Origin of the sequence: Winogradskyella ludwigii, from assembly GCF_013403985.1 — a bacterium.
Classification (GTDB): domain Bacteria; phylum Bacteroidota; class Bacteroidia; order Flavobacteriales; family Flavobacteriaceae; genus Winogradskyella; species Winogradskyella ludwigii.
The window spans coordinates 399,118-424,573 of sequence record NZ_JABFDF010000004.1 but is presented as its reverse complement, the minus strand read 5'-3'; the positions used below and the strand labels follow the sequence as shown (position 1 = coordinate 424,573).

Below are 25,456 nucleotides of genomic sequence, written 5' to 3'. Positions count from 1 at the left end.
AATGGTACTAAAAGAACTTCAAAATATATTTCACATAGAATTAGATGCTATTTATGGTAAACATGAAGTAGATAGCTTTTTCTATTTGTGTACAGAGCATTATTTAAGCATACCAAGAATACAATTAACTTTAAAACCAGGCTTAGCGATTACTAAATCTGAAACGGATACTTTTTTTAAAGTTATAGAACATTTAAAGCAGCAAAAACCCATTCAGTATTTATTAGGAGAAACAGAATTTTTTGGATTACGTTTTAAAGTGAATGACAGTGTATTGATTCCACGACAAGAAACAGAAGAGTTGGTGGATTTGATAATTCGTTCTGTCACTTTGAGCACAGTCAAGAAGTCTCTAAATATCCTAGATATTGGCACAGGCTCGGGCTGCATAGCTATTTCACTAGCCAAAAACCTGCCTAATGCTAAAATTTATGCTTTAGATATAAGTAAAGAAGCTCTAAAAGTTGCTAAACAAAATGCAGACCTTAATAACGTAGAAATCAATTTTATTGAAGCTAGTATTTTAGACGAGACTTGTCATTCCGCACTTGATGCGGAATCCACTTTTGATGTCATTGTGTCTAATCCACCATACGTTAGAAATCTAGAAAAACAAGAAATACAACCTAATGTTTTAGATAACGAACCACATTTGGCTTTGTTTGTTGAGGATGATAATCCGTTGCTGTTTTATAAAGCTATTACCAAGTTCGCTCTTAATAAACTAAATGATAAAGGAAATTTATATTTTGAAATCAACCAATATCTTGGAGAAGATACAAAGCAGTTATTAGTTGATGCTAATTTTGAAAATGTTGAGTTGCTAAAAGATTTGAATGGGAATGATAGGATGCTGAAAGGCATTAAAATTTAAAAGAAAGAATTGTTTACATACATTTATTTATGAACACAAAACAAAAAATAGAATCACTCAGAGAAGAACTGCGTCAACACAACTACAATTACTACATTTTAGATGATGCTACTATAAGTGATTACGAATTCGATATAAAATTAAAAGAACTTCAAGCTTTAGAAGCAGCGCACCCTGAGTTTTTCGATGCCAATTCACCAACGCAACGTGTAGGTGGAGCTATTACCAAGAATTTTAAAACTACTGTTCATGATTCTAGAATGTATTCTTTAGATAATTCCTATTCTAAAGAAGATTTGTTGGATTGGGAAACACGCATCAAAAAAATGGTGGATGGTGATGTTAATTATACTTGCGAGTTAAAGTATGATGGTGCATCGATTAGTTTAACCTACGAAAATGGTAAATTATTAAGAGCTGTAACTCGTGGTGATGGCGTACAAGGTGATGAGGTAACGGCAAACATAAAAACCATTAACACCGTTCCGCTTCAATTAAAAGGTGATTTCCCAGAACGTTTTGATATTAGAGGAGAAATTGTATTACCAATTGAAGGCTTCTTAAAAATGAACGAAGAACGGATTGAAAATGAAGAAGAACCTTATAAAAACCCTAGAAATACAGCCTCAGGAAGTTTAAAACTGCAAGATAGTTCTGAAGTGGCAAAACGTCCTTTAGAATGTTTGTTATATAGTATAGTAGGAAACAATCTTAATATCTCATCGCAATTTGAAGGTTTAGAGAAAGCTAGAGCTTGGGGTTTTAAAGTACCACAAGAGGCTAAACTGGTAAATTCTATTGATGAGGTTTTAAAGTATGTTGAATATTGGGATGAGAACAGGCATAATTTACCTTATGAGATAGATGGTGTTGTGGTTAAAGTAAACAACCTATATCAACAAGACGAATTAGGTTTTACAGCAAAAGCACCACGTTGGGCAATGGCTTATAAGTTTAAAGCCGAGCAAGTTTCTACGCGTTTAAATGAAATAACATATCAGGTTGGTAGAACAGGAGCCATTACACCAGTTGCCAATTTAGAACCTGTGCAATTGGCTGGAACCACTGTAAAACGTGCATCGCTTCATAATGCAGACCAGATTGAGAAATTAGATATTAGAGTAGGAGATGAGGTGTTTGTAGAAAAAGGAGGTGAAATTATACCAAAGATAATAGCTGTTGATTTAACTAAGCGTCCAGAGAATTCTGAGCCAACAACTTATATTACAAATTGTCCAGAATGTAACACTGCCTTAGTAAGGTTAGAAGGTGAGGCTAAGCATTACTGTCCTAATTATTCGGCGTGTCCACCACAAGTAGTTGGGAGAATTCAACATTACATCTCTAGAAAAGCTATGGATATTGATGGGCTAGGAGGAGAGACGGTTGCTTTGTTGGTTAAGGAAGGTTTAATTCATAATTATTCAGATTTATATGAATTGACTGTTGAGCAAGTGATTCCGTTAGAGCGTATGGCAGAAAAAAGTGCTGTAAATTTGATTAATGGTATTGAAGCTTCAAAACAAATTCCTTTTGAACGTGTACTATTTGCTTTAGGAATTCGTTATGTAGGTGAAACAGTTGCTAAGAAATTAGCGAAGCATTACAAATCTATTGATGCATTAATGTTTGCTTCGCTATTAGATTTAGTAACAGTAGATGAAATAGGAGAACGTATTGCTGAGAGTGTTGTTGCCTTTTTCTCTTTGGAGGAAAACAAACAAATTATAGAGCGATTGAGGTCTTTTGGAGTGCAATTAGAGGTTTCTGCAGAGAAACTAGCGAACCAAACGGATAAGCTTAAAGGACAGACCTTTGTTGTTTCTGGAGTGTTTGAAAATATATCACGTAACGAGCTAAAAAAACGAATAGAAGATAATGGAGGTAAAGTATCGTCATCTATCTCGTCTAAAACATCTTATGTCGTTGCAGGTGATAAAATGGGGCCAAGTAAGCGCACAAAAGCAGAAAATTTAAAGATTCCAATCTTAACTGAAAATGAGTTTTTAGTCATTTTGAAGTGATTTCCTACAGAAAACAAGTGATTAATTCGTTAAAAAGACATATTTTATCGTTTATATGTAAAATTATTGTTTATATTTGTGATGTTAATAAGGGATAATTAATGTTAGTTAAAAAAATTTTAAAAGTTGTATTGCTACTTCTTAGCGGTCTCTTTGTAGTACTTCAAGGTCTATCTTTGGGTATTGAAAGAGCGATATTGGGTATAGCAATATTAGGACTGCTTATTTGGCTTTATGTTGGATATACAAAAAGAATATCGAGACTATTCTTGTTGTTTTTAGCGATTTACGCCTTCGGAGAGCTTATAAGTATTGCAGTATGGTATAAACCAGAAGTCGAAGAGAATGAAATAGATTATCTCTATTTTATTACAAATGGACTTTTTATTTTAGCCTACATTGTTCTTATTATAAAGACAATAAGGCAATTAAACTTAAAAAAGGTAGTTTCAGAATTAAAGATATCTATTGTTATACTTTTAGTACTCGATGTCTTTTGTGTGACATTAATTTCAGATACAACTGCAGACTTACTGACTCTACCTGAATATATTATTGAGTTTGTCTACAATGCTGTTATTATGATTCTTTTATCTTTTGCGTTAATAGATTATATGTACCGTAACAATAATAAGTCAATGCTTTTCTTAATTGGAACTATTTTTATGGTGTTCTCGGAGATTATTCAATTGGCGTATTACTATATTTTAAATGATGATAGTTTAGGCTATGTCTATTCTATATTTTTAATTATAGCTTTTGCCTTTTATTACATACAATCTCAATTTATAGTTACTGATCCTACAGTTGCTTATGTAGATGAGGAATCTATAGATAAAGTAGAAGTATAAGGCGGCTTTATTTTTAAAACCATCTGGATTATATTGTTTCCTTTGCTTTATGATCAGTGTTATACTATGATTGAAACTCCATCTGCTGTTACGTCTTTACCGTGTTCAAAATAGAAATCTACTTTACCAAGATATAACCCAAAGCAGCCTACTTGATTCACTAAGACATTCTTATCTATACTGTTTTTTTCAATTGTTGGTTTTGGTAAAAACGTATGTGTATGTCCACCAATAATAAGGTCGATATCTTTTGTTGCTCTTGCTAAAGTAATATCACTCACTTTATTTGGATTGTTTTTGTACTCATAACCTAAATGAGATAAACAAATCACTAAATCACAAGATTCTTCTTCTTTCAAAATACGAGACATATCTTGTGCTTTTCCTATAGGATCGTTATACACTGTTTCTTTGTACATATCTTTACCTACTAAGCCTTCTAGTTTAATTCCTAAACCAAATATGCCAATTTTAATTCCATCTTTAGTGATGATTTTATAAGGTTTAACATGGGTATCCATTACGGTATTAGAAAAATCGTAATTAGCAGAAACAAATTCAAAATCTGCATGTGGAATTTGAGCAAATAAACCATCGATGCCATTGTCAAAATCATGATTTCCAATAGTGGCAACGTCATATTTTAACATGCTCATTAGTTTAAACTCCAATTCACCTCCATAATAATTAAAATATGGTGTGCCTTGAAAGATATCACCAGCGTCTAGTAAAAGCGTATTGGGATTATCTCTTCTTATGGTTTCAACTAAAGTAGCACGTCTTGCAACACCACCTTTATTAGCATTTCTACCATCTTCAGGTCCAAAAGGATCAATATGGCTATGAACATCATTAGTATGTAGAATAGTAATTTTCTTCGTTTTAGATGGACTAAAAGATTGTAAGCTTAGACCACCAACACCTGCTAAAACTGTTGCTGCAGTTGACTTTTGTATAAAATCTCTTCTTTTCATAATTACTCTTCTAATTTTATAAAACGTTGGTCTATTTTAGGATTTAGCGTGTCTGTCTTTTTAAAGTTATCGATAAGAATATTTCTTATTTTATAATCTAGTACGTATAACCCTTCGTTTGGATGAAAAAACGTCATGCCATCACCACCATCATAAAGGTAATCGTTAGTCGCTACGTAGTATGTTTTATTTACATCTATTGGTTCGCCATTAATTGTAGCAGAGCTAACAGCAGCATTTTTATCCAAAATTAATTGCACCTGATGAGATAGTGGGTGTGCACGCTTTGCTTTTGAAAGATACTCCATCATTAAATTAATTTGTGCACCTTTTAATGCAGCAACAACAACAGAATTTTCAAAAGGCATCACTTGAAAGGCTGTTCTAGTTGTAACATTTCCTTTAGAAATTATAGATCGAATACCTCCATGATTTAATAATACAAAATCAATATTTTTCTGAGTACGTTTATTAAAAACAATATTCCCTTCGCTATAAACAGCATCTGCCATTAAATTTCCGATAGCTGTATTTAATTTCCCATCAGACTTAGAGTAGGTTTCAGGAGCGTAAGAGATTACGCTATCCATATCCTTATTGAGGTGCAATCGGTATGGCTTAATAAAATCATCAATAGCTTGATCTGTTTTTATAGACTCGTCAATATCCAGACGTTTCCCTTCAATTTTTGATATTTTTGATGATGCACAAGAAAAAATGAGCAACAATAAACAGAGTTTTAAAATATGTTTAATAGACATTGAATAACTTATAAAAGTTTATAATAAAATTATGAGTGCTTTTATTAAATTTGCACAAAGGCTAAAGGTAAATGATTTTAAAAGCATTTAAAGAAAAATCTAATCGAAAATATGTTAACAATTTGTTGGCTATACGTCAATCTAAGGTTAATAATGATAAAATAAAGACCGTAGCCGTTCTACTAAATACAAGCGAATTTTATGAATTTGAAGTGTTTAGAGCTTATTTTAAAGAGCTAGGTTTGTTATCTCCAAAGCATGAGATTGCAGCATTTACCTTAGATGATAAGCTAGAGCATAATAAATGGAATGTGCATTTTAGTCCAAAAGACTTTGGATGGAAAGGCAAAATAAAAAACCTAGATTTGGCTGCTTTTATTGATGAGCCTTATGATATGCTCATTTGCTTTTATAAGAATCCCGTTTTGCAATTAGATCTTATAACAGCGGCATCTAAAGCTAATTTTAAAGTTGGAATATCTACAGAGGATGAGCGTTTATACGATTTAATAATAGATGTTAGTCTAAAGGATATTAACATTTTTAAACAAGAATTAAAGAAATACTTAAATATTTTAAAAAAATTATAATGACTAAATTTATAGGAACAGGAGTTGCGTTAATTACGCCTTTTAACGCAGATTTAAGTATCGATTTTGATGCATTAGAGCGTTTAGTTGAGTATAATATTGCTAATGGTACAGACTATTTAGTAATAAGTGGTACCACAGGAGAAAGCGTTACTGTGACACCAGAAGAGAAAAAGGAACTTATTGCATTTATAATTAAAGTAAATAAAGATAGACTTCCATTAGTATTAGGTATTGGTGGTAACAATACAGCTAAGGTTATAGAAGAAATAAAAGCGACGGACTTTTCTGGAATCGATGGTATTTTATCTGTATCGCCATATTATAGCAAACCTACACAAGAAGGAATTTATCAGCATTTTAAAGCTATTGCAGAAGTATCGCCAAAGCCAATTATCTTATATAACGTTCCTGGCCGTACGTCTTCTAATATGTCGCCAGAAACAACATTGAGGTTAGCAAAAGACTTTAAAAATATAGTTGCTGTCAAAGAAGCAGGGAATAATGTGCATCAATATTTAGAGTTGTTAAGAACTAAGCCTAAAGATTTCCTAATACTTTCTGGTGACGACGATTTAGCTTTAGGAGTCGCATTAGCCGGAGGATCTGGTGTAATTTCGGTAATTGGACAAGCCTTACCTAAAGAGTTTTCTGAAATGATACGTTTAGGAATTGCTCGGAAAGCTAAAGAAGCCTATGACATACATTTTAAATTAATGCCAATTACAGGACTCATTTTTTCTGAAAACAATCCTGCAGGAATTAAAGCGGTTTTAGCGGCTTTAGATATTTCAAAATCGTATGTGCGTTTACCACTTGTAGAAGCGACTAATGAGTTGAAAATGGCGATAAAAGATGAATTAAAAACACTCGGAAAAAGTTAAACTTTATACAAATTGGTTTTCAGCCTTAAAACAACACTTATTTTAGCTGAATAATTTGTTTTTAAAATCCGTTAATAATGCTTACTTTTGCATTCTGTTTAAAATTTATGAAGAGAGGACTTTACATACTACTTATCAGTATTCTATTTATTTCGTGTAGTGACTTTCAGAAAACATTAAAATCTGAAGATACTGCAGCAAAATTTGAAATGGCTACTGAACTTTACGATGCTGGAAAGTGGAATAAATCTTATAGACTGTTAGACCAGATTCTACAAAAATATAGAGGAAAACCACAGGCCGAAAAAATAACGTTCATGCACGCTATGTGTTCTTTTCAATTGAAAGACTATTATATTGCAAGCTATCACTTTGATAAATTTACAGACGTTTATCCTCAAAGTGAAAAAATTGAAGAAGCTTCGTTTTTAGCAGCAAAGGGATATTATTTTAATTCTCCTGTGTATTCTAAGGAACAGAAAGAAACCATTGAAGCTATAGAGAAATTACAACTTTTTGTTAATCAGTATCCAAATTCGGAATACCTTACAGAAGCAAATGAGTTAGTAAAAGAATTAGATTTTAAATTAGAGAAAAAAGCATTTGAAATAGCAAAACAATACAATTTAATTAGTGAATATAAAGCTTCAATTAAATCGTTTAATAATTTCTTGCTTGAGTTTCCAGGTGCTACTTTAAGAAGTGAAGCTTTTTATTATAGATTTGATTCTGCTTACAACCTATCAATTAGAAGTGTTAACTACTTGAAAGAAGAGCGTGTTAAAGAAGCTATATCTTATTTTAAGGCGTTACAAAAAGCATATCCAAATTCAGAATATATGGGAGATGCTACTATTATGAATGAAGAATTACAACAACAATTAAATACGTTTACTACTAAAAGTTAAACATTACAACGATGGATTTAAAAAATACAGACGCACCAGTAAGTACAATTACTTACGATAGAAATGAAATTGATGCAGCAACAGATAATATCTATGAAGCTATTTCTGTAATTTCTAGACGTGCAGAGCAAATTAACACAGATATCAGACGTGAGTTAGTAGATAAACTAGAAGAGTTTGCTACATACAACGACAGTCTTGAGGAAATTTTTGAAAACAAAGAACAAATTGAAGTGTCTAAGTTTTACGAAAAATTACCAAAGCCACATGCTTTAGCTGTTCAAGAATGGTTAGATAACAAAATCTATCACAGAAATACTGACGATCCTCAGCCATAATTAAACACACTAATACCAATTTAATGTCTATTCTAAAAAATAAGAATATTTTATTAGGCATCACTGCTGGTATTGCCGCATATAAATCTGCTAGTTTAGTCAGATTATTCATAAAAGCAGGTGCCAACATTAAAGTCGTTATGACACCTGCTTCTAAGGATTTTATAACTCCACTTACACTTTCTACTTTATCAAAAAACCCAGTTTATTCTTCTTTTATAGATGAAGAAAACGATAACGCGGTATGGAACAATCATGTTGATTTAGGGCTTTGGGCAGACTACTTTATTATTGCTCCAGCCACAGCCAATACGATGGCAAAAATGGCCAATGGTGTTTGTGATAACATTCTTTTGGCTACTTACCTTTCTGCTAAATGTCCTGTATATTTTGCTCCTGCTATGGATTTAGATATGTACAAGCATGAGTCTACCAAAACATCTTTCAAAAAACTAGAATCTTACGGAAACAAAATGATTCCTGCAGGTACAGGCGAACTCGCTAGTGGTCTAGTAGGAGAAGGTCGTATGGCAGAACCAGAAGCTATCCTTAGTTATATTGAAAATGATGTTTTAGATCAATTACCACTTAAAGGTAAGCGCGTTCTAATTACAGCAGGTCCTACTTACGAAGCTATAGATCCAGTGCGTTTTATTGGTAATCACTCTAGTGGGAAAATGGGATTTGAAATAGCAAAAGCAGCGTCTAACTTAGGTGCTGAGGTTATTTTAGTTACAGGTCCAACACATCAAAAAATAGTGCATAATTTCGTGTCGGTTAAACCTGTGGTTAGTGCAGAAGAGATGTATACAGAAGTTCATAAACATTTTAACACTACAGATATTGCTATTCTTTCTGCAGCAGTTGCAGATTATAAACCTAAGAATGTTGCAGATCAGAAAATAAAAAAGAAGGATACAACGTTAACTATTGAGTTAGAAAAGACAAAAGATATTTTAAAGTCTCTTGGTGCTATTAAAACAAATCAATTTTTAGTGGGTTTTGCTCTTGAAACCAATAACGAATTAGAACATGCCAAAGGGAAATTAGAATCTAAGAATTTAGATCTTATTGTTTTAAATTCTTTACGAGATAAAGGAGCAGGTTTTGGTGTATCAACAAATAAAGTTACTTTTATAACATCGTCTAACGACATTATTGAAAACGAATTAAAATCTAAAGCAGATGTTGCTCATGATTTAATGCAACTTATACTAAAACAAACGCATGCGTAACTTATTTCTCTTATTGGCTTTTTTAGTATCTACGGCTACTTTTTCGCAAGAATTAAACTGTACTGTAAATGTAATAGCACAACAAACAGGAAACGAAAATGATGTTATTTTTAAAACCTTAGGAAATCAACTTACCGAGTTCATTAATAACACCAAATGGACAAATAAAAGTTTTAGACAGACCGAGCGTATTAATTGCAGTATGGTTATTAATGTAACACAGCAAAATAATAATTTCTTTTCAGCGACACTTCAGGTGTCATCTTCAAGACCTATTTATAACTCTACTTACAGCTCACCAGTTTATAATTATAATGACAAGAGTTTTAATTTTGAATATGTAGAATTTCAAAATTTAGTATTTAATAAAGGACAATTCGAATCTAATTTAATCTCAGTATTGTCATTTCATGTATACATGATTTTAGGTATGGATGCAGATTCATTTGAACTAAACGGAGGTAACGATTATTTTAGCCAAGCACAAACTATAGCTAACTATTCGCAACAAGTTAGTGGTCAAGGTTGGAAATTAGAAGACGGCTTACAATCGCGTTTTGCTCTAATTAATAATTTAATGTCACCATCATATAAAGGTATAAGATCTACGATGTATAAATATCATATTCAAGGTATGGATATTATGAGTGAAAGTGCAAAAGAAGGGAAGTCTCAAATTATCTCTGCATTAGATGATTTAAAAAAAGTACATAGTGTAAGACCTAATTCTTATTTAATGCGTGTGTTTTTTGATGCTAAAGCAGACGAAATTACTGATGTTCTTTCTGGCGGACCAACGGTTAACATTATAGAAATTCAAGAGGTTTTAAACCGAATTGCTCCTATGTATTCTCAAAAATGGAGAAATATTAAATATTAACTTTTTTAAATATTTAGTTTCAATAGATTCTTAATCTTTTATTGTAATAGGTTATTCCTTCCACAATGCCATTTAAGTCAATAGATTTTTGTTTTAAACATGCCTATGTTTTTTAGGTTTATAGTTCTCAAATATTTTCTATGTATTTTCATATTACTAATCCGTAAAAACTTAATTTTGTTTAATAAATTATAGACAATTGCTAACATCACTTCACATAAAAAATTACGCACTCATAGATGAGTTAAACGTAACATTTAATAATGGATTAACTATTATTACCGGTGAAACAGGTGCTGGTAAGTCCATCTTGTTAGGTGGTCTGTCTTTAGTTTTAGGAAAACGTGCCGACTTAAGTCAGGTGAAAAGTGCAGGAGAGAAATGTATTATCGAAGCTGTTTTCGATATTGCGAGTTACGATCTAGAATCACTATTTAAAACCTTAGATTTAGACTACGATGTACAAACCATCATTAGAAGGGAGATATTACCTTCCGGAAAATCTAGAGCCTTCATCAATGATACTCCAGTAACCTTAGAGAGTTTAGTCGCATTAAGTAGTTTTCTTATAGATATACATTCGCAGCATCAAACACAACAGTTAACTCAAGACGATTATCAGTTTAAGGTCATAGATGCCTTGGCAGAAAACAAGTCTAATTTAGAGGTGTTTTCTAAGCAATTAGTAGTTTTTAAAACCCTTCAAAAATCCTTAGAAGGATTAAAATTATCTAAAGCTGAATTGATAAAAGAGTACGATTACAATCTATTTCTGTCTAAGGAATTAAATGAAATCAAATTAGAAAAAATTAACCTTGAAGACTTAGAGTCCCAATATGAGGAACTTAATAATGTAGAAATTATTGGAGAAAAGTTAAGCAGCACCAAAGAACTATTAAGTAGCGAAGGAGTAGGAACTATAGATCAATTAAATTCTGCAAAACAAGAATTATCTAAAATTTCAAGTTTCGGAAAACCATATGAAACTTTAAAAGAACGTATCATTAGTGTTGGTATAGAATTAGACGATATTTTAATTGAAATTGATAACCTTGAGGAGAATCTATCTACAGATCCACAGGAGTTAGATAGAATTAATAGCCAACTTCAAATTGTAAATAATTTATTTCAAAAGCATTCTGTTTCAGAAATTGAAGATTTAATAGGAATTAAAAACGATTTACAATCTAAAATTAATAATACTGAAAGTTTAGATCAATCAATACTTGATAAAGAACAAGACATATTAAAGGCTAGCGAAAAATTAAATCAAATAGCTTTAAAGATTCATAAGAATAGAAAAAAAGTAATTCCAGTTTTTGTGTCTAAGTTAGAGGCTGTACTTTTAGATTTAGGGATGCCTAATGCTAAATTTAAGGTTCAGTTAGAACCAACAGATCATTTTGTTAAAAATGGTAAAGACAGTTTACAGTTTTTATTTATGGCTAATAAGGGCTCAAGTTTTAATGAACTTAAGAAATCAGCTTCAGGTGGAGAACTCTCACGTATCATGTTAGCGATTAAATCTATTTTGGCGGAATACATACAGTTACCATCCATCATGTTCGATGAAATTGATACTGGAGTTTCAGGAGAAATCTCAAATAAAATGGGTGAAATTATGAAGCAAATGAGTGGTAAGATGCAAGTCTTTACAATTACGCATTTACCTCAGATTGCAGCTAAAGGCAATTCACATTTTAAAGTGTTTAAAACTGATGTTGATAATATCACACATACACAGTTAAAGAAGCTAAACGAAGAAGAACGTGTTATAGAAATCGCACAAATGTTAGGTGGTTTAACTATTACAGATTCTGCAAGAGAACACGCCAAACAATTATTGAATTAAAAAGTTCAAGGTTTTACAGCCTTTAACCAACAACAATAAACAACCATGTCATACAATTTATTAAAAGGAAAACGAGGAATTATATTTGGTGCTTTAGACGAGAATTCTATAGCATGGAAAACAGCAGAACGCGTTCACGAAGAAGGAGGAACCTTTGTACTTACTAATGCTCCAGTTTCTATACGAATGGGGCAGATTGACGAACTGGCTAAGAAAACAGGCTCACAGATTATTCCTGCAGATGCAACTTCAGAAGAAGATTTACAGAATTTAGTAGCACAGTCTATGGAGATATTAGGAGGCAAAATAGATTTTGTATTACATTCTATTGGGATGTCTATTAATGTAAGGAAAGGAAAACATTATACGGATCAAAATTACGCTTGGACTCAAAAAGGAACTGATGTTTCTGCGATGTCTTTCCATAAAGTAATGCAGACGCTTTACAAAGCAGATGCTATGAATGAATGGGGAAGTATTGTAGCCTTAACTTATATGGCAGCGCAACGTGTGTTTCCAGATTATAATGATATGGCAGATAACAAAGCGTATTTAGAAAGTGTAGCGCGTAGTTTTGGTTATTTCTTTGGTAGAGATAAAAAAGTACGTGTTAATACCATTTCACAATCGCCAACACCAACAACAGCTGGTACAGGTGTTAAAGGCTTTGATGGCTTTATTGCTTATGCAGAAAAAATGTCTCCTTTAGGTAACGCTACAGCCATGGATTGTGCTAATTACACGGTTACCTTATTTAGTGACTTAACAAAACGTGTAACACTTCAAAATCTATATAATGATGGAGGATTTAGTAATATGGGTGTTAGTGATGTGGTTCTAGAAACTTTTGTAGAGAAGCAATAACACGTAATCACTTTACTTTTAATTATCTAAGCTTTTACATTATCTTAATGTAAGAGCTTTTTTTTGCCTTAAATTTAATTTAGGCATCATATTCTATTGTTCGAAAATACTTACAAGAATAAATCAGTGGTTTTTGTCGTTTATATTTGTATTTAAACGATTCTGTTGTTAAAGCTAATTATATTCTAAAGATTTAACATATTTTTAAAGAATAACTAACTTAAAATTTATTTTATGAAAAAAATTACTTTATTATTTTTAACTAGCATTTTGCTAAGTTTTACAATGAATGCGCAATGTGATCACTCTATCACACTTTATGATTCATATGGTGATGGTTGGAACGGTAATACCTTAGATGTTCTTATAGATGGTGTTGTTGTTTTAGACGATATTACTTTGGATGATGGTTCGGCGGCTACTTTTAGCCTACCAGGAGTTACAGATGGTCAGTTAATTACTACAGTATACAATGATACAGGATTATTTTCTTATGAGACTTCATATTCTATATTTAATAACGTTTCTAATGTAGTTGCAAGCGCTGATGATGAAGATCTTGCTGAAGCTTACACTGTAATTTGTGTTACTTGTAACGCAGCTATTGTAGATAGCACCACCATTATTGATAATTGTGCTGTAGATGGAACATTTTCAATAGAAATCGAAGTTTCGGATGCTGGAGACGCAGGGACTGTTTTTAATGATGGAGTAACAACTTACCCTGTTGTAGTTGGAACAGTTGTAGTAGGTCCTTATCTTTCTGGGGAATCTGTAACTATTGATTCAGAAGCATTAGAAACTCCGTGTAGTTTTACTGTTGGAGTATTTGAATATACCTGTCCACCAGCAAATGATGATTTTGCCAATGCAACAGCCGTAGCTTGTGGTGGAAATTACACAGGTGCTACAAATGAAGCAACTTTAGATGAAGATGATGCAGAAGATGGAGGTGGAGCAGATTTAGATGCACCAAACGTATGGTTCTCTTATACGGGATCTGGTACTGCCGAAGATATTACAATAGATTTATGTGGATCTAGTTATGACTCTTCTGTATTAGTATATACAGGTACTTCTGGTAACCTTACATTGGTTGCTGCAAATGATGATGGTGGTACAGCGAATTGTACATTAGGCACAAGATCATATTTAACATTCCCATCTGATGGAAGTACTACATATTATATCACTGTTGAAGGTTATAACTTTACAAGTGTTGGTGACTATGATATGACAATAACTTGTGTTACTCAAGCAGTAGCACCCGCAAATGATTTGTGTGCAAATGCAGAAGCATTAACAATATCTACACCAACAGCAGGTACAACCGTTGGTGCAACGGTAAATGTTTCAGATGACAACCCAAGTTGTGAAAATACTTTTGCTACTATTGTAGATGTATGGTATACATTTGAAGCAATAGCTGATGCAATGACAGTAACTACATCTTTAGGTGCTGCAGATCAAGCTAATGTTGCAGTATATGAAAATGATTGTTCTTTATATGACGAGGTAGAAGAGCAATCTTTACAGATAGGATGTTCTGATGCAAATGCTGGTGAGACTTTACTTCTTACAGGTTTAACCTCAGGTACTACTTATTTAGTGCGTGTTTGGAATGATGGAGTTGCTGCTGTAAGTACAGACAGAACAGAAGGTGATTTTACTATTTCTGTAGATGCAACACTTTCTGCTGATACTTTAGAAAACGAAGCAGCTTTCACATACTACCCTAACCCAGTAAAAAATACATTAACATTAAACGCTCAAAAAACAATTGAGCAGGTGGCAATGTATAATATGCTAGGTCAAGAAGTATTAAGAGCTACGCCTAATGCTTTAGCTAGTGATTTAGATATGTCTAACTTACAAACAGGAACTTACTTTGTTAAAGTTACTATAGCTAACGTTACAGAAACAATTAGAGTGATTAAGCAATAAGCTTACTCAATACATAATTTTAAAAGCCGCTATTTTAGCGGCTTTTTTTTGTTTCAAATTCTGTTAAATCATGAAGTTATATTAGAGGTTGGATAAATAAAAAAGAGTGTAATTAACAAGAAAATTGAAGGACTGCATTAGTCGTGCTTTTTTACCCTTAAACGATTTTGGGAGGGAGTTCGTATATAATTATGAATTATTAACATATTTTTAATGAATAACTAACTAACATACTAATATTATGAAAAAAATTACATTACTATTTCTAGTGTTGATTGCTTTTACTATGCAATCCAATGCACAAGTTCAGGTAGGTGATGGTACGTACACTAGTGCTTTCAACACATATCCTATTAATCCTTATTATGGATATTCTTATGCGCAATCTATTTATTTAGCTTCAGAGATAAATTCAGTTGGTGACATAACATCTATTTCTTTTGAAATGGCAGATACAGAAGCTATTGATAATTCTGATGATATGATCGATTTATGGATAGGCCATACAACTAAGACCGTTTTTGATTCTACAGAAGATTGGGTGGATGTATCTACACTAACTCAAGTTATGACTAATGGAAGTTTGACAAAATCAGGTACTACAATTACTTTCACTTTTAATGCTCCATTTAGCTACAACGGAACTGATAATTTAATAGTTGCCTTAGATGCTAACGAAGCTGGTTATGAAGATTCTTCTGATGTATTGATTGGTACAGACGTTGGTTCTAATAGAACGCTAAGACAAATGAGTGATGGCGCTAATTCTGACCCTTTAGCACCATTAGTGGGTGTGTTAACTCCGTATATTGGTAATATTACTATGAACGGAATAACTGCAATATGTGTTTCAGCAGCAGGTACAGCAACACTAGTTGAAGATTGTGATAATTCTCAATTTTCTATTTTGGTAGACGTAACAGATTTAGGAGATTCTACAAATCTTGAAATTACTAATGATGCAGGTGTAGCCTCTACAACGGTAACTGCAACAGGAGAGGTAACAGTAGGTCCTTTTCCTATAAGTACTCCGGTAACCTTAACACTTGAAAATGAAAATGATGCTTTATGTGATGTGGTTTTAGATTCCGTTTTAGATTCATGTCCTGTAGATTCAAATACTCTAGATTATTATAACTTACAATGGCCTGCGACATTAACGTTTCCTTTAAGCGAAATGACAGATCAAATGGTTTATGCGCAATTTTATGAAGAAGGTTTAACAGATACAACGGTTGGAGAGGCAGCTGCAGGAGTAGAGGTTTGGATTGGTTATAGTGCAACAGATACAGATCCTTCTACAGAAGATTGGACTTGGGAAGTGGCTACATTTTTTGGGGAAAACGGTAATAATGATGAATATAATCTAGCTATGCAGAATCTTGGTTTAGATGAAGGGACTTATTATTATGCAACACGTTATAAATTTAATGAAGGACCTTTTACTTATGGCGGTATTTTAGCAGATGGTAGTAATGGTGATGCTTGGGATGGAACAACCTATGTTTCTGGAGTATTATCAATTACAGCGCCTTTACCTGTAGCAAACGATGAATGTGTAGATGCAGAAACAATAGTATGTGGTGGACAGTATGTTGGAAACACAACATTTGCATTACCAGAGACTAATGATCCAGGAACTTGTACTACAACTGCAGGAACAGGTGGTGCTGTTTGGTATAAATTTACAGGTACTAATTCTGATGATGCAGGTGCTGCTTCAGGTAGTATTGGAGATAGCGTAACATTAGATTTAAGTAATTCAACATTTGATACTAAAATTAGAGTATTTGAAGGAGCTTGTGAAGCTTTGGTATGTGTTGATGGAAATGATGATGGAGTAACAGGAACAACTTCCTTACTTACTGTTACAACAATTGTTGGAACAGAGTATTACGTATTAGTTCATGGTTACCTTGCTAATGCAGGAGAATATACTTTAGATGTATCTTGTGAAGGACCACCTACATGTACTAATGCAACAGCAACATATAGTGTAGTTAGTGATTGTGAAACAAGTGGAGGTTTTAACATAGAAGTAGATATTACAGATATGGGAACTGCGACAGATATTACAATAACAGACGATCAAGGTAGTGTTGCACAAACAGCAACTTCAATGACTACGTTAACATTTGGCCCTTATACAAATGCTACAGATGTAGTTATTACTATCGCAGATGATAATGATGTAACTTGTTTACAAAACAGTGAAACTTTGACCCAAGCAGTTTGTCCTCCAGCAAATGATGATTGTGCAGGAGCAGTAGCACTTACAATAGGCACAACAGTTTCAGGTACAACCTTAGGCGCTACAGGTGCATCTGGTACGTCATGTAATGGTACTATTGGAAATGATGTATGGTATACTATTGTTGGAGATGGAGGAGATTTAACTGTTACTGTAGATTCAATTGATGAGGATTCTCAAATAGGAGTTTTTGAAAGTGAAGACTGTTCAGGTATAACTTTAGGATCATGTGATTATAGTATTGATCCATTTGCTAACCCAGTTGCATTAACTTTTTCATCTGTAGCTGGTACTAACTACTATATACAAGTTGGAGCTTGGTACAGTGCAGGTGGTCCATCTACTCTTGATATTACTGTAGAAACTACGTTATCTACTAGCGATTTTGAAAATAAAGCAGCGTTCACATATTTCCCTAACCCAGTTGAAAATACATTAACATTAAACGCTCAAAAAACAATTGAGCAGGTGGCAATGTATAATATGCTAGGTCAAGAAGTATTAAGAGCTACGCCTAATACCTTAGCTAGTGATTTAGATATGTCTAACTTACAAACAGGAACTTACTTTGTAAAAGTTACTATAGCTAATGTTACAGAAACAATTAGAGTGATTAAGCAATAAGCTTACTCAATACATAATTTTAAAAGCCGCTACTTTAGCGGCTTTTTTTTGTTTTAAACGCAACTAAAATTAGAATCTTATTTTTTATAATTTTTGCACGTATTTAAGTCTAACAGACCGTTTATAATTGCAATTGGTTTATTTACCTTTGTCACTTATGGAAACCAGTGCTTTTTCTTTTATTATTCCTGTGTATAACCGGCCAGATGAGATTAATGAACTCTTAGAGAGTTTTTTAAATTTTGAAGGGGAACATAATTATGAAATTGTAATTGTGGAAGATGGCTCTACAGAAACGTCAGAAAGCATAGTAAACCAGTTTAAAGATCAACTTGATATTTCGTATTATTTTAAACGAAATACAGGTCCTGGAGATTCTAGAAACTACGGCATGCAAAAAGCAAAAGGCAACTATTTTATTATTTTAGATTCTGATGTATTGTTACCTTCTAATTATTTAAAAGAAGTAAAACAGTTCCTTTCAACGTCGTATTACGATTGTTTTGGTGGTCCAGATGCGGCACACAGTTCGTTTACAGACCTTCAAAAAGCGATTAATTTTGCAATGACTTCGTTTATTACTACAGGAGGTATTCGTGGAGGAAAGCAAAAGGTTGACGATTTTCAGCCCAGAAGTTTTAATATGGGTTTGTCTAAAAAAGCATTTTTAGCGTCAGGCGGATTTGGTAAAATTCATCCAGGCGAAGATCCTGATTTATCTTTGCGTTTACATCAATTAGGTTTTAAAACCACATTAATTAATGATGCTTATGTGTATCATAAACGTCGTGTATCTTGGTCTAAGTTTTATAAGCAAGTGACCAAGTTTGGTATGGTGAGACCTATTCTTAATCAATGGCATCCGAGTTCTAGAAGTATTGTGTATTGGTTTCCTACAGTATTTAGTTTAGGCTTAATCGTTTCTATATTAATGGCTGTTTTTCAAATTAATTTCATGTTATATCTTTATGGATTATATTTTATAATAGCTTTTGTTTTAGCTTTAATTTCAAACCGAAGTTTTAGTGTAGCCTTACAAGCCTTATTAGCGATTGTTATTCAATTTTTTGGTTATGGTTATGGCTTTTTAAAATCGACGTTTAATTTAGTTTTATTAAAACGAAACCCAGAGAAAACATTTCCTCAACTTTTTTTTAAATTATAAATGACAGTTAAGAAGCCTTTGAACATACTAGATCATTTAAAAAAGAAAAACTTTAAACGCTTTAGTTTATTTTTTATCGTAGCATTTGTATTTTTAATTTTCACCAAACTCTCTAACGACTATAAGCAAACTATAAAATTAACTATTAATTTAATTAATGTAGATGATGAAATTTTATTGAAAAATGATTCTACAAACTACATTAAGGCTTATGTAGAAGCCAAAGGATTTTCGTTGATACCATTTATTTTTAATACCTCAAAAGAACTTATTATAGATGCCGATAGTGATGTCTCATTAAAATCGAGTCATTTTGTATTTGATGTAAAAAAGCATAAATACCTTATAGAACAGCAATTAGGTAATTCATATAAGTTGGTCTCTATACTACCAGATACTGTTTTGATTGCGTATTCTAAGCGCGCGTCAAAGTCCGTTCCAATAGTGTTTAAGAAAGCGATTAATTATGCTGTAGGTTACGATTTAAAAGGAGACTTTAATTTTAATATAGATAGTGTAAAAATTGTTGGCTCTTCAGCTGAAGTCAATAAAATTGATTCTATTACAACAGAACAATTAGTGCTTACGGATATAAAAAATGATATTAACAAATCTGTAAAGCTGGACATTTCTAATTATAATAATATAGAGGTATTTCCTAAGGCTGTTTCGGTTTCTGGTAATGTAGAACGTTTTACAGAAGGCATAATAGAAGTGCCTATTGAGATTGTCAATCAACCAGAAAATATTATTATCAATTATTTTCCTAAAGCCGTAACCTTATCTTATTACGTAGATTTAGAAAATTATAACGCCATAAAACCAATAGATTTTAAGGTAGAATGTGATTATGCAAATTTACAAGATCATCAAACATATCTAATTCCAAAAGTGGTTAAAAAACCAAATTCTATTAAACGGATTAGCATCAAACAAAAACGTATAGATTTTATTCAGCTTTAATATATTAAGCAGTAGCAATAAAGTTCACGTAAATTATGCCTATTATATTTAGATTTTATACCTTGTATAGGTACACTCTAGTTTAAATTCTTTATAATTCATTTTAAAATAAATCAGGTATAATATGGTTGTAGGATTAACAGGCGGAATAGGTAGTGGTAAGTCAACCATCTTAGAGTGTTTTAAATCTTTTGGAGTTGCTGTATATATTGCAGATGATGAAGCAAAAGCTTTAATGAACCGCTCAAAAGTTATTAAACGAAAACTTATACAATTGTTTGGCGATGATGCTTATGAAGATGGTGAATTAAATAGACCTTATTTAGCTTCAAAAATTTTTAATAATAAGAGTTTGCTTTCTAAGATGAATGCTATTGTGCATCCAAAAGTGGCAGCTCATTTTAAACATTGGCTTAAAAAGCAAAAATCTGCATATGTTATAAAAGAAGTCGCCATTATATTTGAAAATAATCTTCAAGATCAATACGATTACATAATTACCGTTGTTGCAGATGAAGATTTAAGAATAGAACGCGTTATGCATCGCGATCATACTTCCATAGAAAAAGTTAAGGCTATTATAAAAAATCAATGGTCTGATGCAGAGAAAATAAAACAATCGGACTTTGTTATTACTAACAACGATTTGCAAGAGGCTAAAAAACAGGCCTATAAAATCCATAATGTACTTCTTAAAAAATTAAAACAATAATTAGTAGCTTTCTTTTGTTAACGTTAGGTTAAACCTAATTTATACTAAATGTTAAAATGTTAAATTTGACTGATGAGTAAAAAGCTGTTTGTGTTATTGGTGGTCCTAATGAGTTTGTCGCTCATTGGTATTATTTTCGTACAATCATTTTTTATAAACAATAGTTTAGAGAATGAGAATAACAATTTTACCTTAAGTGTAAAACGCTCGTTAAGCTACGTGTCTAAGGCTATTGAGGATTATGAGTATCGTGAATATTTCATGAAACTTCAACCTTATTTAAATAAAGACAACAAAGCAGATTCTGCTATAATTAAGCAATTATTTGTCACGAGTGAAGACGATATCAGTAATAAAACCATCGTACATCGTAATACGGTTTTAGAAGAGCGATTTAAAGTACCTTCATTGTTTAATGAAATTGATGCCGATAGTTTTAATATTAGTAAGTTATATAGTGAACGTGTTACGGAAACTTACAGCAATACTAGTATTGATGGGATTAGAAGAATAGATCCTGAAACAAGATTAAGAGAATACTCATCGCTAAGTGCTTTAGATTTACAAGTATACGAAGACACGTTTAAAACACTTTTAAAAGATAAGCCCGTTTATAAGCGAGTTACTCTTAAACAAGTTGAAGCCTTATTAAAAAAAGAGGTAAAAACAGAAGGTATAGATCTTGATTTTGAATTTGCTATCTACGATGATGATTTAGCTACTAAAATACAGTCTCAAAATTTTGAAATGTCACCAAATGCTCATGGAGTTAAGGTGTTTTTAGATAATAATAACGAAAGTAGTTATAATCTATGGATAGATTTTCCTGAAAGAAAAAAGTACTTAATATCATCGATTTTTTGGATGATAATACTTTCAATAGTATTTACAAGTATTATAATTCTTGCTTATGCGAGTGCTATTTATCAGCTTATTAGACAGCGTCAAATATCACAAATTAAGACGGATTTTATAAATAACATGACGCATGAGTTTAAAACGCCAATTGCAACAATTAATCTGGCGTTAGATTCTATTAAAAACCCTAAGATTATTGGTGACAAAGAAAAGGTGTTACGTTACTTAGGAATGATAAAAGAGGAAAACAAACGTATGCATGCTCAAGTAGAAAATGTGTTACGTATATCTAAATTAGATAAAAATGAACTCAATATTAGTAAGGAACGGTTAGATGCTCACGACTTAGTAGAAGATGCAATTACACATGTAGAATTAATTGTAGAGGATAGACAAGGTTACGTGAAATCACATTTAAACGCTGAACAAACATCTATTCTTGCTAATGATACACATTTTACAAACGTAATAGTTAACATATTAGACAATGCGATTAAATATTCTGATGAGGCACCAAAAATAGATGTATACACAGAAAACGCAGGAAATAATATTATTATAAAAGTTGTAGATCAAGGTAACGGAATGTCCAAGGCGGTTTCCAAACGTGTGTTTGAAAAGTTTTATAGAGAACATACAGGTAATGTGCACAATGTAAAAGGGCATGGGCTTGGTTTAGCTTATGTAAAGAAAATAGTAGATGATCATCAAGGTCATATATCAGTAGAAAGTGAAAAAGGAAAAGGCAGTACTTTTATAATAAAGATGCCGTTAATATCATAAAAACGAATTATGGAAGAGCAAAACAAAAAAATTCTTTTGGTAGAAGACGATCCAAATTTTGGAACTGTTTTAAAAGATTATTTAATGATGAACGATTACGACGTTGTACATGCTAAAAATGGTATGGAAGGTTTCGAGAAGTTCAAAAAAGACGATTATGATCTATGTATCTTAGACGTTATGATGCCTTATAAAGATGGTTTTACTTTAGCCAAAGAGATTAGAGAAAAAAATGAAGATGTGCCTATAGTATTCTTAACAGCGAAAGCTATGAAAGAAGATGTACTTAAAGGTTATAAAGTAGGTGCAGACGATTATCTTAACAAGCCTTTTGATAGTGAGGTATTGTTAATGAAAATAAAAGCTATAATGCAGCGTAAAGCAAAAGATACTGTTGCAGATAGTAAACAATTTGAATTTAAGATTGGTCGTTTTGATCTTAATTCAAAATTACGTTTCTTAAAGTTTGATGGTGGAGATCCTTCAAAATTATCGCCAAAAGAAAACGAATTATTACGTTTATTAGCGTTACATGAAAACGATTTAATGCCAAGAGAATTGGCATTAACTAAAATTTGGAGAGACGATAATTACTTTACATCAAGAAGTATGGATGTATACATCGCCAAATTGCGTAAATATTTAAAACCAGATCCAAAAGTAGAAATACTTAACATTCATGGGGAAGGTTTTAGATTAGTAATTAACAATGACTAAGTTTAAATACATTATAAATATAAAAAATCCAGTTCTTTGAGCTGGATTTTTTTAGTTTAGAATATATAACTAAATCAAGAAAATAGAAGAAGAATGAATAACGAACTAATTACTAATAATAGCTGGTGGAAAAGGAATTGGAAATGGTTGGTTACAACAAGCATGCTCTTCATAGTAGTAATTGCAATGGTTTTGTATTCTGGAATGGGTAAAATTGGTAGGGATTTAGCGCAGGCTTATACAGATGAGGAATTGTATCAAAAAGCCTTAGTCAATTAAAATCTCATCCAAAAGTTATAGAATTACTCGGAGAAATAGAACCCATAGATCAATTGGCTATTTTGGAAGGAGAAGTTCATTATACAAATGAAAATAAAAAGGTAAATTCTTCAATCCGATTAAAAGGGACTAAAGGCAATGCTAGAATGGATATCACTGCTATTAAAAATAATACAGAATGGGAGTACAAAATTATTAATGTACGAATAAAAAATCCACCTGAAAATAAGCAAACTATTGAAATCGTCAATAACGACTAAAATTGGTGATAACAAGGCATAGAGATATTATTCTATTTGGTCACTTATAGCTGTAATAATGTCTTTAACATCGGTTTTATAATCAAACCAATTTATAGAATCATCTTTTCTAAACCACGTTAATTGTCGTTTTGCAAAACGTCTTGTGTTTTTTTTAATTTCAGAAATGGCAAACTCTAAAGTACAGTTGCCTTCAAAATATTGAAACAATTCTTTGTAACCAACCGTATTTAAAGCATTAAGGTGTTTGTGCTCATGGAGTGCTTTTACTTCATCTAACAATCCGTTTTCAATCATAAGATCTACACGCTGGTTTATTCTATCGTAGATAATTTCACGATCTGCGTTTAATCCAATAGAAATGGTTTTAAAATCACGATTTTTTTCAGGATTAGTAAGAAAAGAAGAATAGGGTTGTCCTGAACCTATACAGATTTCTAAAGCTCTAATGACACGTTTCGGATTATCTATAGCGATTGTTTTATAAGCTTCAGGATCTAATGATTTTAGCTGTTCTTGTAAGACGTTTAAGCCTTCATTTTCTAGTTGAAGGTTAAGATTTGTTCTAATACTCGCATCTACTTCAGGAAAATAATCCAAGCCTTTGGTTACTGCTTTTACGTAAAGACCAGAACCACCAACCATAACTACAGTTGGGTTATCTTGATGTAATTCTTTAATTTTAGAAATAGCATCACGTTCAAAATCACCAACAGTAAATGTTTCTTTTATGGATTTATGTTGAATAAAATGATGAGGCGCACCATTTAACTCTTCTATAGAAGGTACAGCAGTACCAATGTTCATTTCTTTATAAAATTGACGAGAATCAGCAGAAATAATTTCAGCATTAAAATGTTGCGCTAGTTTTATGCTTAAAGCAGTTTTTCCGATAGCTGTTGGACCAACAATAGCAATGACACTATGAGTGAATCTTTTTGACATGTATAAATTAGCTATTTAATGATGGAGTTGGTGTCCGCAATTATAACAAAAGTCAGAATTGTCTCTATGATTAGAAACATTACAATTACCACAATGTTGAGAATTTAAGTGAATCTTAATCTCATTGGCAGAATGTTCTTTAGTTGTATTCGCTTTTAAGTTCTTATTTTCTTCATCAGCTTTTTGGCCACTTTTAACATATTCTGCAGATACAATTCCGGTTGGTACAGCAATAATGCCATAACCTAAAATCATGATAAATGTTGTTATTAATTGCCCTAACGGAGTTTGTGGCGCAATATCACCAAAACCAACAGTAGTTAAGGTTACAACACACCAATACACACTTTTAGGTATATTATCAAAACCGTTAGCTTCACCTTCAACTAAATACATAATGGTTCCAAAAATTACAGAAGAAATCATTACAGCGAATAAGAAAACCATAATTTTTACTCTACTTGCAATTATTGAATCTTTAAGTTGGTTAGAAGCTCCTAAGTATCTGGCTAACTTTAGAATTCTAAAAACTCTAAGTAAACGTAATGCTCTGAGTGTTACTAAAGCTTGAGCTCCTCCAAACATAAAAGTTAAATACATTGGTATCGTTGATAAAAAATCAATGACACCAAAAAAGCTAAAGATATATTTGAATGGTTTTTTTACAGTAACTATTCTTAATATATATTCTATTGAAAACAATATGGTTACTATCCATTCTCCAATATATAAGAGGTTGTGATATTCACGATCTATGCTTACAACACTTTCTAGCATCACTAAAACAATACTTAGAAGTATGAATACTAACAATAAAACATCAAAAAGTTTTCCTCTAGGAGTATCTGCCTCATAGATTACTTCATGAAGTTTGGTTTTCCAATTATGTTTTTGATTTGATTCCATAGGTTTTAAAAGTA

Annotated in this window: 24 protein-coding genes; 20 read left to right on the top strand and 4 right to left on the bottom strand. The window is 32.1% G+C overall.

The features are described from left to right. The first annotated feature begins 1 nt into the window (after position 1). The 3 genes from prmC (at position 2) to HM981_RS12335 (ending at position 3,749) form a co-directional block, all read left to right on the top strand. Positions 2-874 (top strand): peptide chain release factor N(5)-glutamine methyltransferase, encoded by an 873-nt coding sequence (gene prmC, locus HM981_RS12345; RefSeq protein WP_179339105.1) that lies wholly within the window; start codon positions 2-4, stop codon positions 872-874. Positions 875-903: 29 nt separating this feature from the next. Beyond that, positions 904-2,898 (top strand): NAD-dependent DNA ligase LigA, encoded by a 1,995-nt coding sequence (gene ligA, locus HM981_RS12340; protein WP_179339104.1) that lies wholly within the window; start codon positions 904-906, stop codon positions 2,896-2,898. A gap of 131 nt (positions 2,899-3,029) precedes the next feature. Beyond that, positions 3,030-3,749 (top strand): hypothetical protein, encoded by a 720-nt coding sequence (locus tag HM981_RS12335; RefSeq protein WP_179339103.1) that lies wholly within the window; start codon positions 3,030-3,032, stop codon positions 3,747-3,749. 59 nt (positions 3,750-3,808) lie between these two features. Here the strand turns inward: HM981_RS12335 and HM981_RS12330 are convergent, their stop codons facing one another. Both HM981_RS12330 and HM981_RS12325 read right to left on the bottom strand, forming a co-directional pair. Next, complete coding sequence (locus tag HM981_RS12330; RefSeq protein WP_179339102.1) at positions 3,809-4,723, bottom strand: bifunctional metallophosphatase/5'-nucleotidase; 915 nt, start codon at positions 4,721-4,723, stop codon at positions 3,809-3,811. Between the two features lie 2 nt (positions 4,724-4,725). Continuing rightward, complete coding sequence (locus HM981_RS12325) at positions 4,726-5,484, bottom strand: 5'-nucleotidase C-terminal domain-containing protein (protein ID WP_179339101.1); 759 nt, start codon at positions 5,482-5,484, stop codon at positions 4,726-4,728. Positions 5,485-5,555: 71 nt separating this feature from the next. Here HM981_RS12325 and HM981_RS12320 point away from each other — a divergent pair, with 71 nt between their 5' ends. The 17 genes from HM981_RS12320 to HM981_RS17495 all read left to right on the top strand — a co-directional run bounded on the left by HM981_RS12320 (position 5,556) and on the right by HM981_RS17495 (position 23,591). After that, positions 5,556-6,074: a DUF6913 domain-containing protein gene (locus tag HM981_RS12320; RefSeq protein WP_179339100.1), complete on the top strand. Its 519-nt coding sequence runs from the start codon at positions 5,556-5,558 to the stop codon at positions 6,072-6,074. Next, positions 6,074-6,958: a 4-hydroxy-tetrahydrodipicolinate synthase gene (gene dapA / locus HM981_RS12315; protein WP_179339099.1), complete on the top strand. Its 885-nt coding sequence runs from the start codon at positions 6,074-6,076 to the stop codon at positions 6,956-6,958. Before HM981_RS12320 ends, dapA begins: the two co-directional genes overlap by 1 nt. 107 nt (positions 6,959-7,065) lie before the next feature. Beyond that, the gene (locus HM981_RS12310) at positions 7,066-7,866 is read left to right on the top strand and encodes an outer membrane protein assembly factor BamD (RefSeq protein WP_246286235.1); all 801 of its coding nucleotides are present in this window, start codon (positions 7,066-7,068) and stop codon (positions 7,864-7,866) included. Positions 7,867-7,877: 11 nt separating this feature from the next. After that, the gene (locus tag HM981_RS12305; RefSeq protein ID WP_179339097.1) at positions 7,878-8,204 is read left to right on the top strand and encodes a DNA-directed RNA polymerase subunit omega; all 327 of its coding nucleotides are present in this window, start codon (positions 7,878-7,880) and stop codon (positions 8,202-8,204) included. A gap of 23 nt (positions 8,205-8,227) precedes the next feature. Continuing rightward, positions 8,228-9,439 (top strand): bifunctional phosphopantothenoylcysteine decarboxylase/phosphopantothenate--cysteine ligase CoaBC, encoded by a 1,212-nt coding sequence (coaBC, locus tag HM981_RS12300; RefSeq protein ID WP_179339096.1) that lies wholly within the window; start codon positions 8,228-8,230, stop codon positions 9,437-9,439. Beyond that, positions 9,432-10,319: a type IX secretion system protein PorD gene (gene porD / locus HM981_RS12295; RefSeq protein WP_179339095.1), complete on the top strand. Its 888-nt coding sequence runs from the start codon at positions 9,432-9,434 to the stop codon at positions 10,317-10,319. Before coaBC ends, porD begins: the two co-directional genes overlap by 8 nt. A 199-nt stretch (positions 10,320-10,518) precedes the next feature. Then, complete coding sequence (recN, locus tag HM981_RS12290; protein WP_179339094.1) at positions 10,519-12,171, top strand: DNA repair protein RecN; 1,653 nt, start codon at positions 10,519-10,521, stop codon at positions 12,169-12,171. Between the two features lie 45 nt (positions 12,172-12,216). Then, entirely contained in the window at positions 12,217-13,035 is an 819-nt protein-coding gene (locus HM981_RS12285; RefSeq protein ID WP_179339093.1) for an enoyl-ACP reductase FabI, read from the top strand. A gap of 234 nt (positions 13,036-13,269) precedes the next feature. Beyond that, positions 13,270-14,979: a T9SS type A sorting domain-containing protein gene (locus HM981_RS12280; RefSeq protein ID WP_179339092.1), complete on the top strand. Its 1,710-nt coding sequence runs from the start codon at positions 13,270-13,272 to the stop codon at positions 14,977-14,979. 241 nt (positions 14,980-15,220) lie between these two features. Beyond that, positions 15,221-17,854, top strand: coding sequence for a T9SS type A sorting domain-containing protein (locus HM981_RS12275; RefSeq protein ID WP_179339091.1), 2,634 nt, complete (start codon positions 15,221-15,223; stop codon positions 17,852-17,854). Positions 17,855-18,011: 157 nt separating this feature from the next. Then, complete coding sequence (locus HM981_RS12270; RefSeq protein ID WP_179339090.1) at positions 18,012-19,019, top strand: glycosyltransferase; 1,008 nt, start codon at positions 18,012-18,014, stop codon at positions 19,017-19,019. Beyond that, a complete protein-coding gene (locus HM981_RS12265) occupies positions 19,020-19,982 on the top strand; it encodes a CdaR family protein (protein ID WP_179339089.1) in 963 nt (320 codons plus the stop codon). 124 nt (positions 19,983-20,106) lie between these two features. Beyond that, positions 20,107-20,694: a dephospho-CoA kinase gene (gene coaE / locus HM981_RS12260; protein ID WP_179339088.1), complete on the top strand. Its 588-nt coding sequence runs from the start codon at positions 20,107-20,109 to the stop codon at positions 20,692-20,694. A gap of 72 nt (positions 20,695-20,766) precedes the next feature. Then, entirely contained in the window at positions 20,767-22,335 is a 1,569-nt protein-coding gene (locus HM981_RS12255; protein ID WP_179339087.1) for a sensor histidine kinase, read from the top strand. 9 nt (positions 22,336-22,344) lie between these two features. Beyond that, a complete protein-coding gene (locus HM981_RS12250) occupies positions 22,345-23,052 on the top strand; it encodes a response regulator transcription factor (RefSeq protein WP_179339086.1) in 708 nt (235 codons plus the stop codon). Between the two features lie 93 nt (positions 23,053-23,145). Beyond that, a complete protein-coding gene (locus HM981_RS17500; protein ID WP_246286233.1) occupies positions 23,146-23,331 on the top strand; it encodes a hypothetical protein in 186 nt (61 codons plus the stop codon). After that, positions 23,304-23,591 (top strand): cytochrome c oxidase assembly factor Coa1 family protein, encoded by a 288-nt coding sequence (locus HM981_RS17495; RefSeq protein WP_317167178.1) that lies wholly within the window; start codon positions 23,304-23,306, stop codon positions 23,589-23,591. Before HM981_RS17500 ends, HM981_RS17495 begins: the two co-directional genes overlap by 28 nt. Positions 23,592-23,618: 27 nt before the next feature. Here HM981_RS17495 and miaA read toward each other — a convergent pair whose 3' ends face one another. Then, a complete protein-coding gene (gene miaA, locus HM981_RS12240; RefSeq protein ID WP_179339085.1) occupies positions 23,619-24,536 on the bottom strand; it encodes a tRNA (adenosine(37)-N6)-dimethylallyltransferase MiaA in 918 nt (305 codons plus the stop codon). 15 nt (positions 24,537-24,551) lie between these two features. Beyond that, positions 24,552-25,442, bottom strand: coding sequence for an ion transporter (locus tag HM981_RS12235; protein WP_179339084.1), 891 nt, complete (start codon positions 25,440-25,442; stop codon positions 24,552-24,554). Positions 25,443-25,456 lie beyond the last annotated feature (14 nt).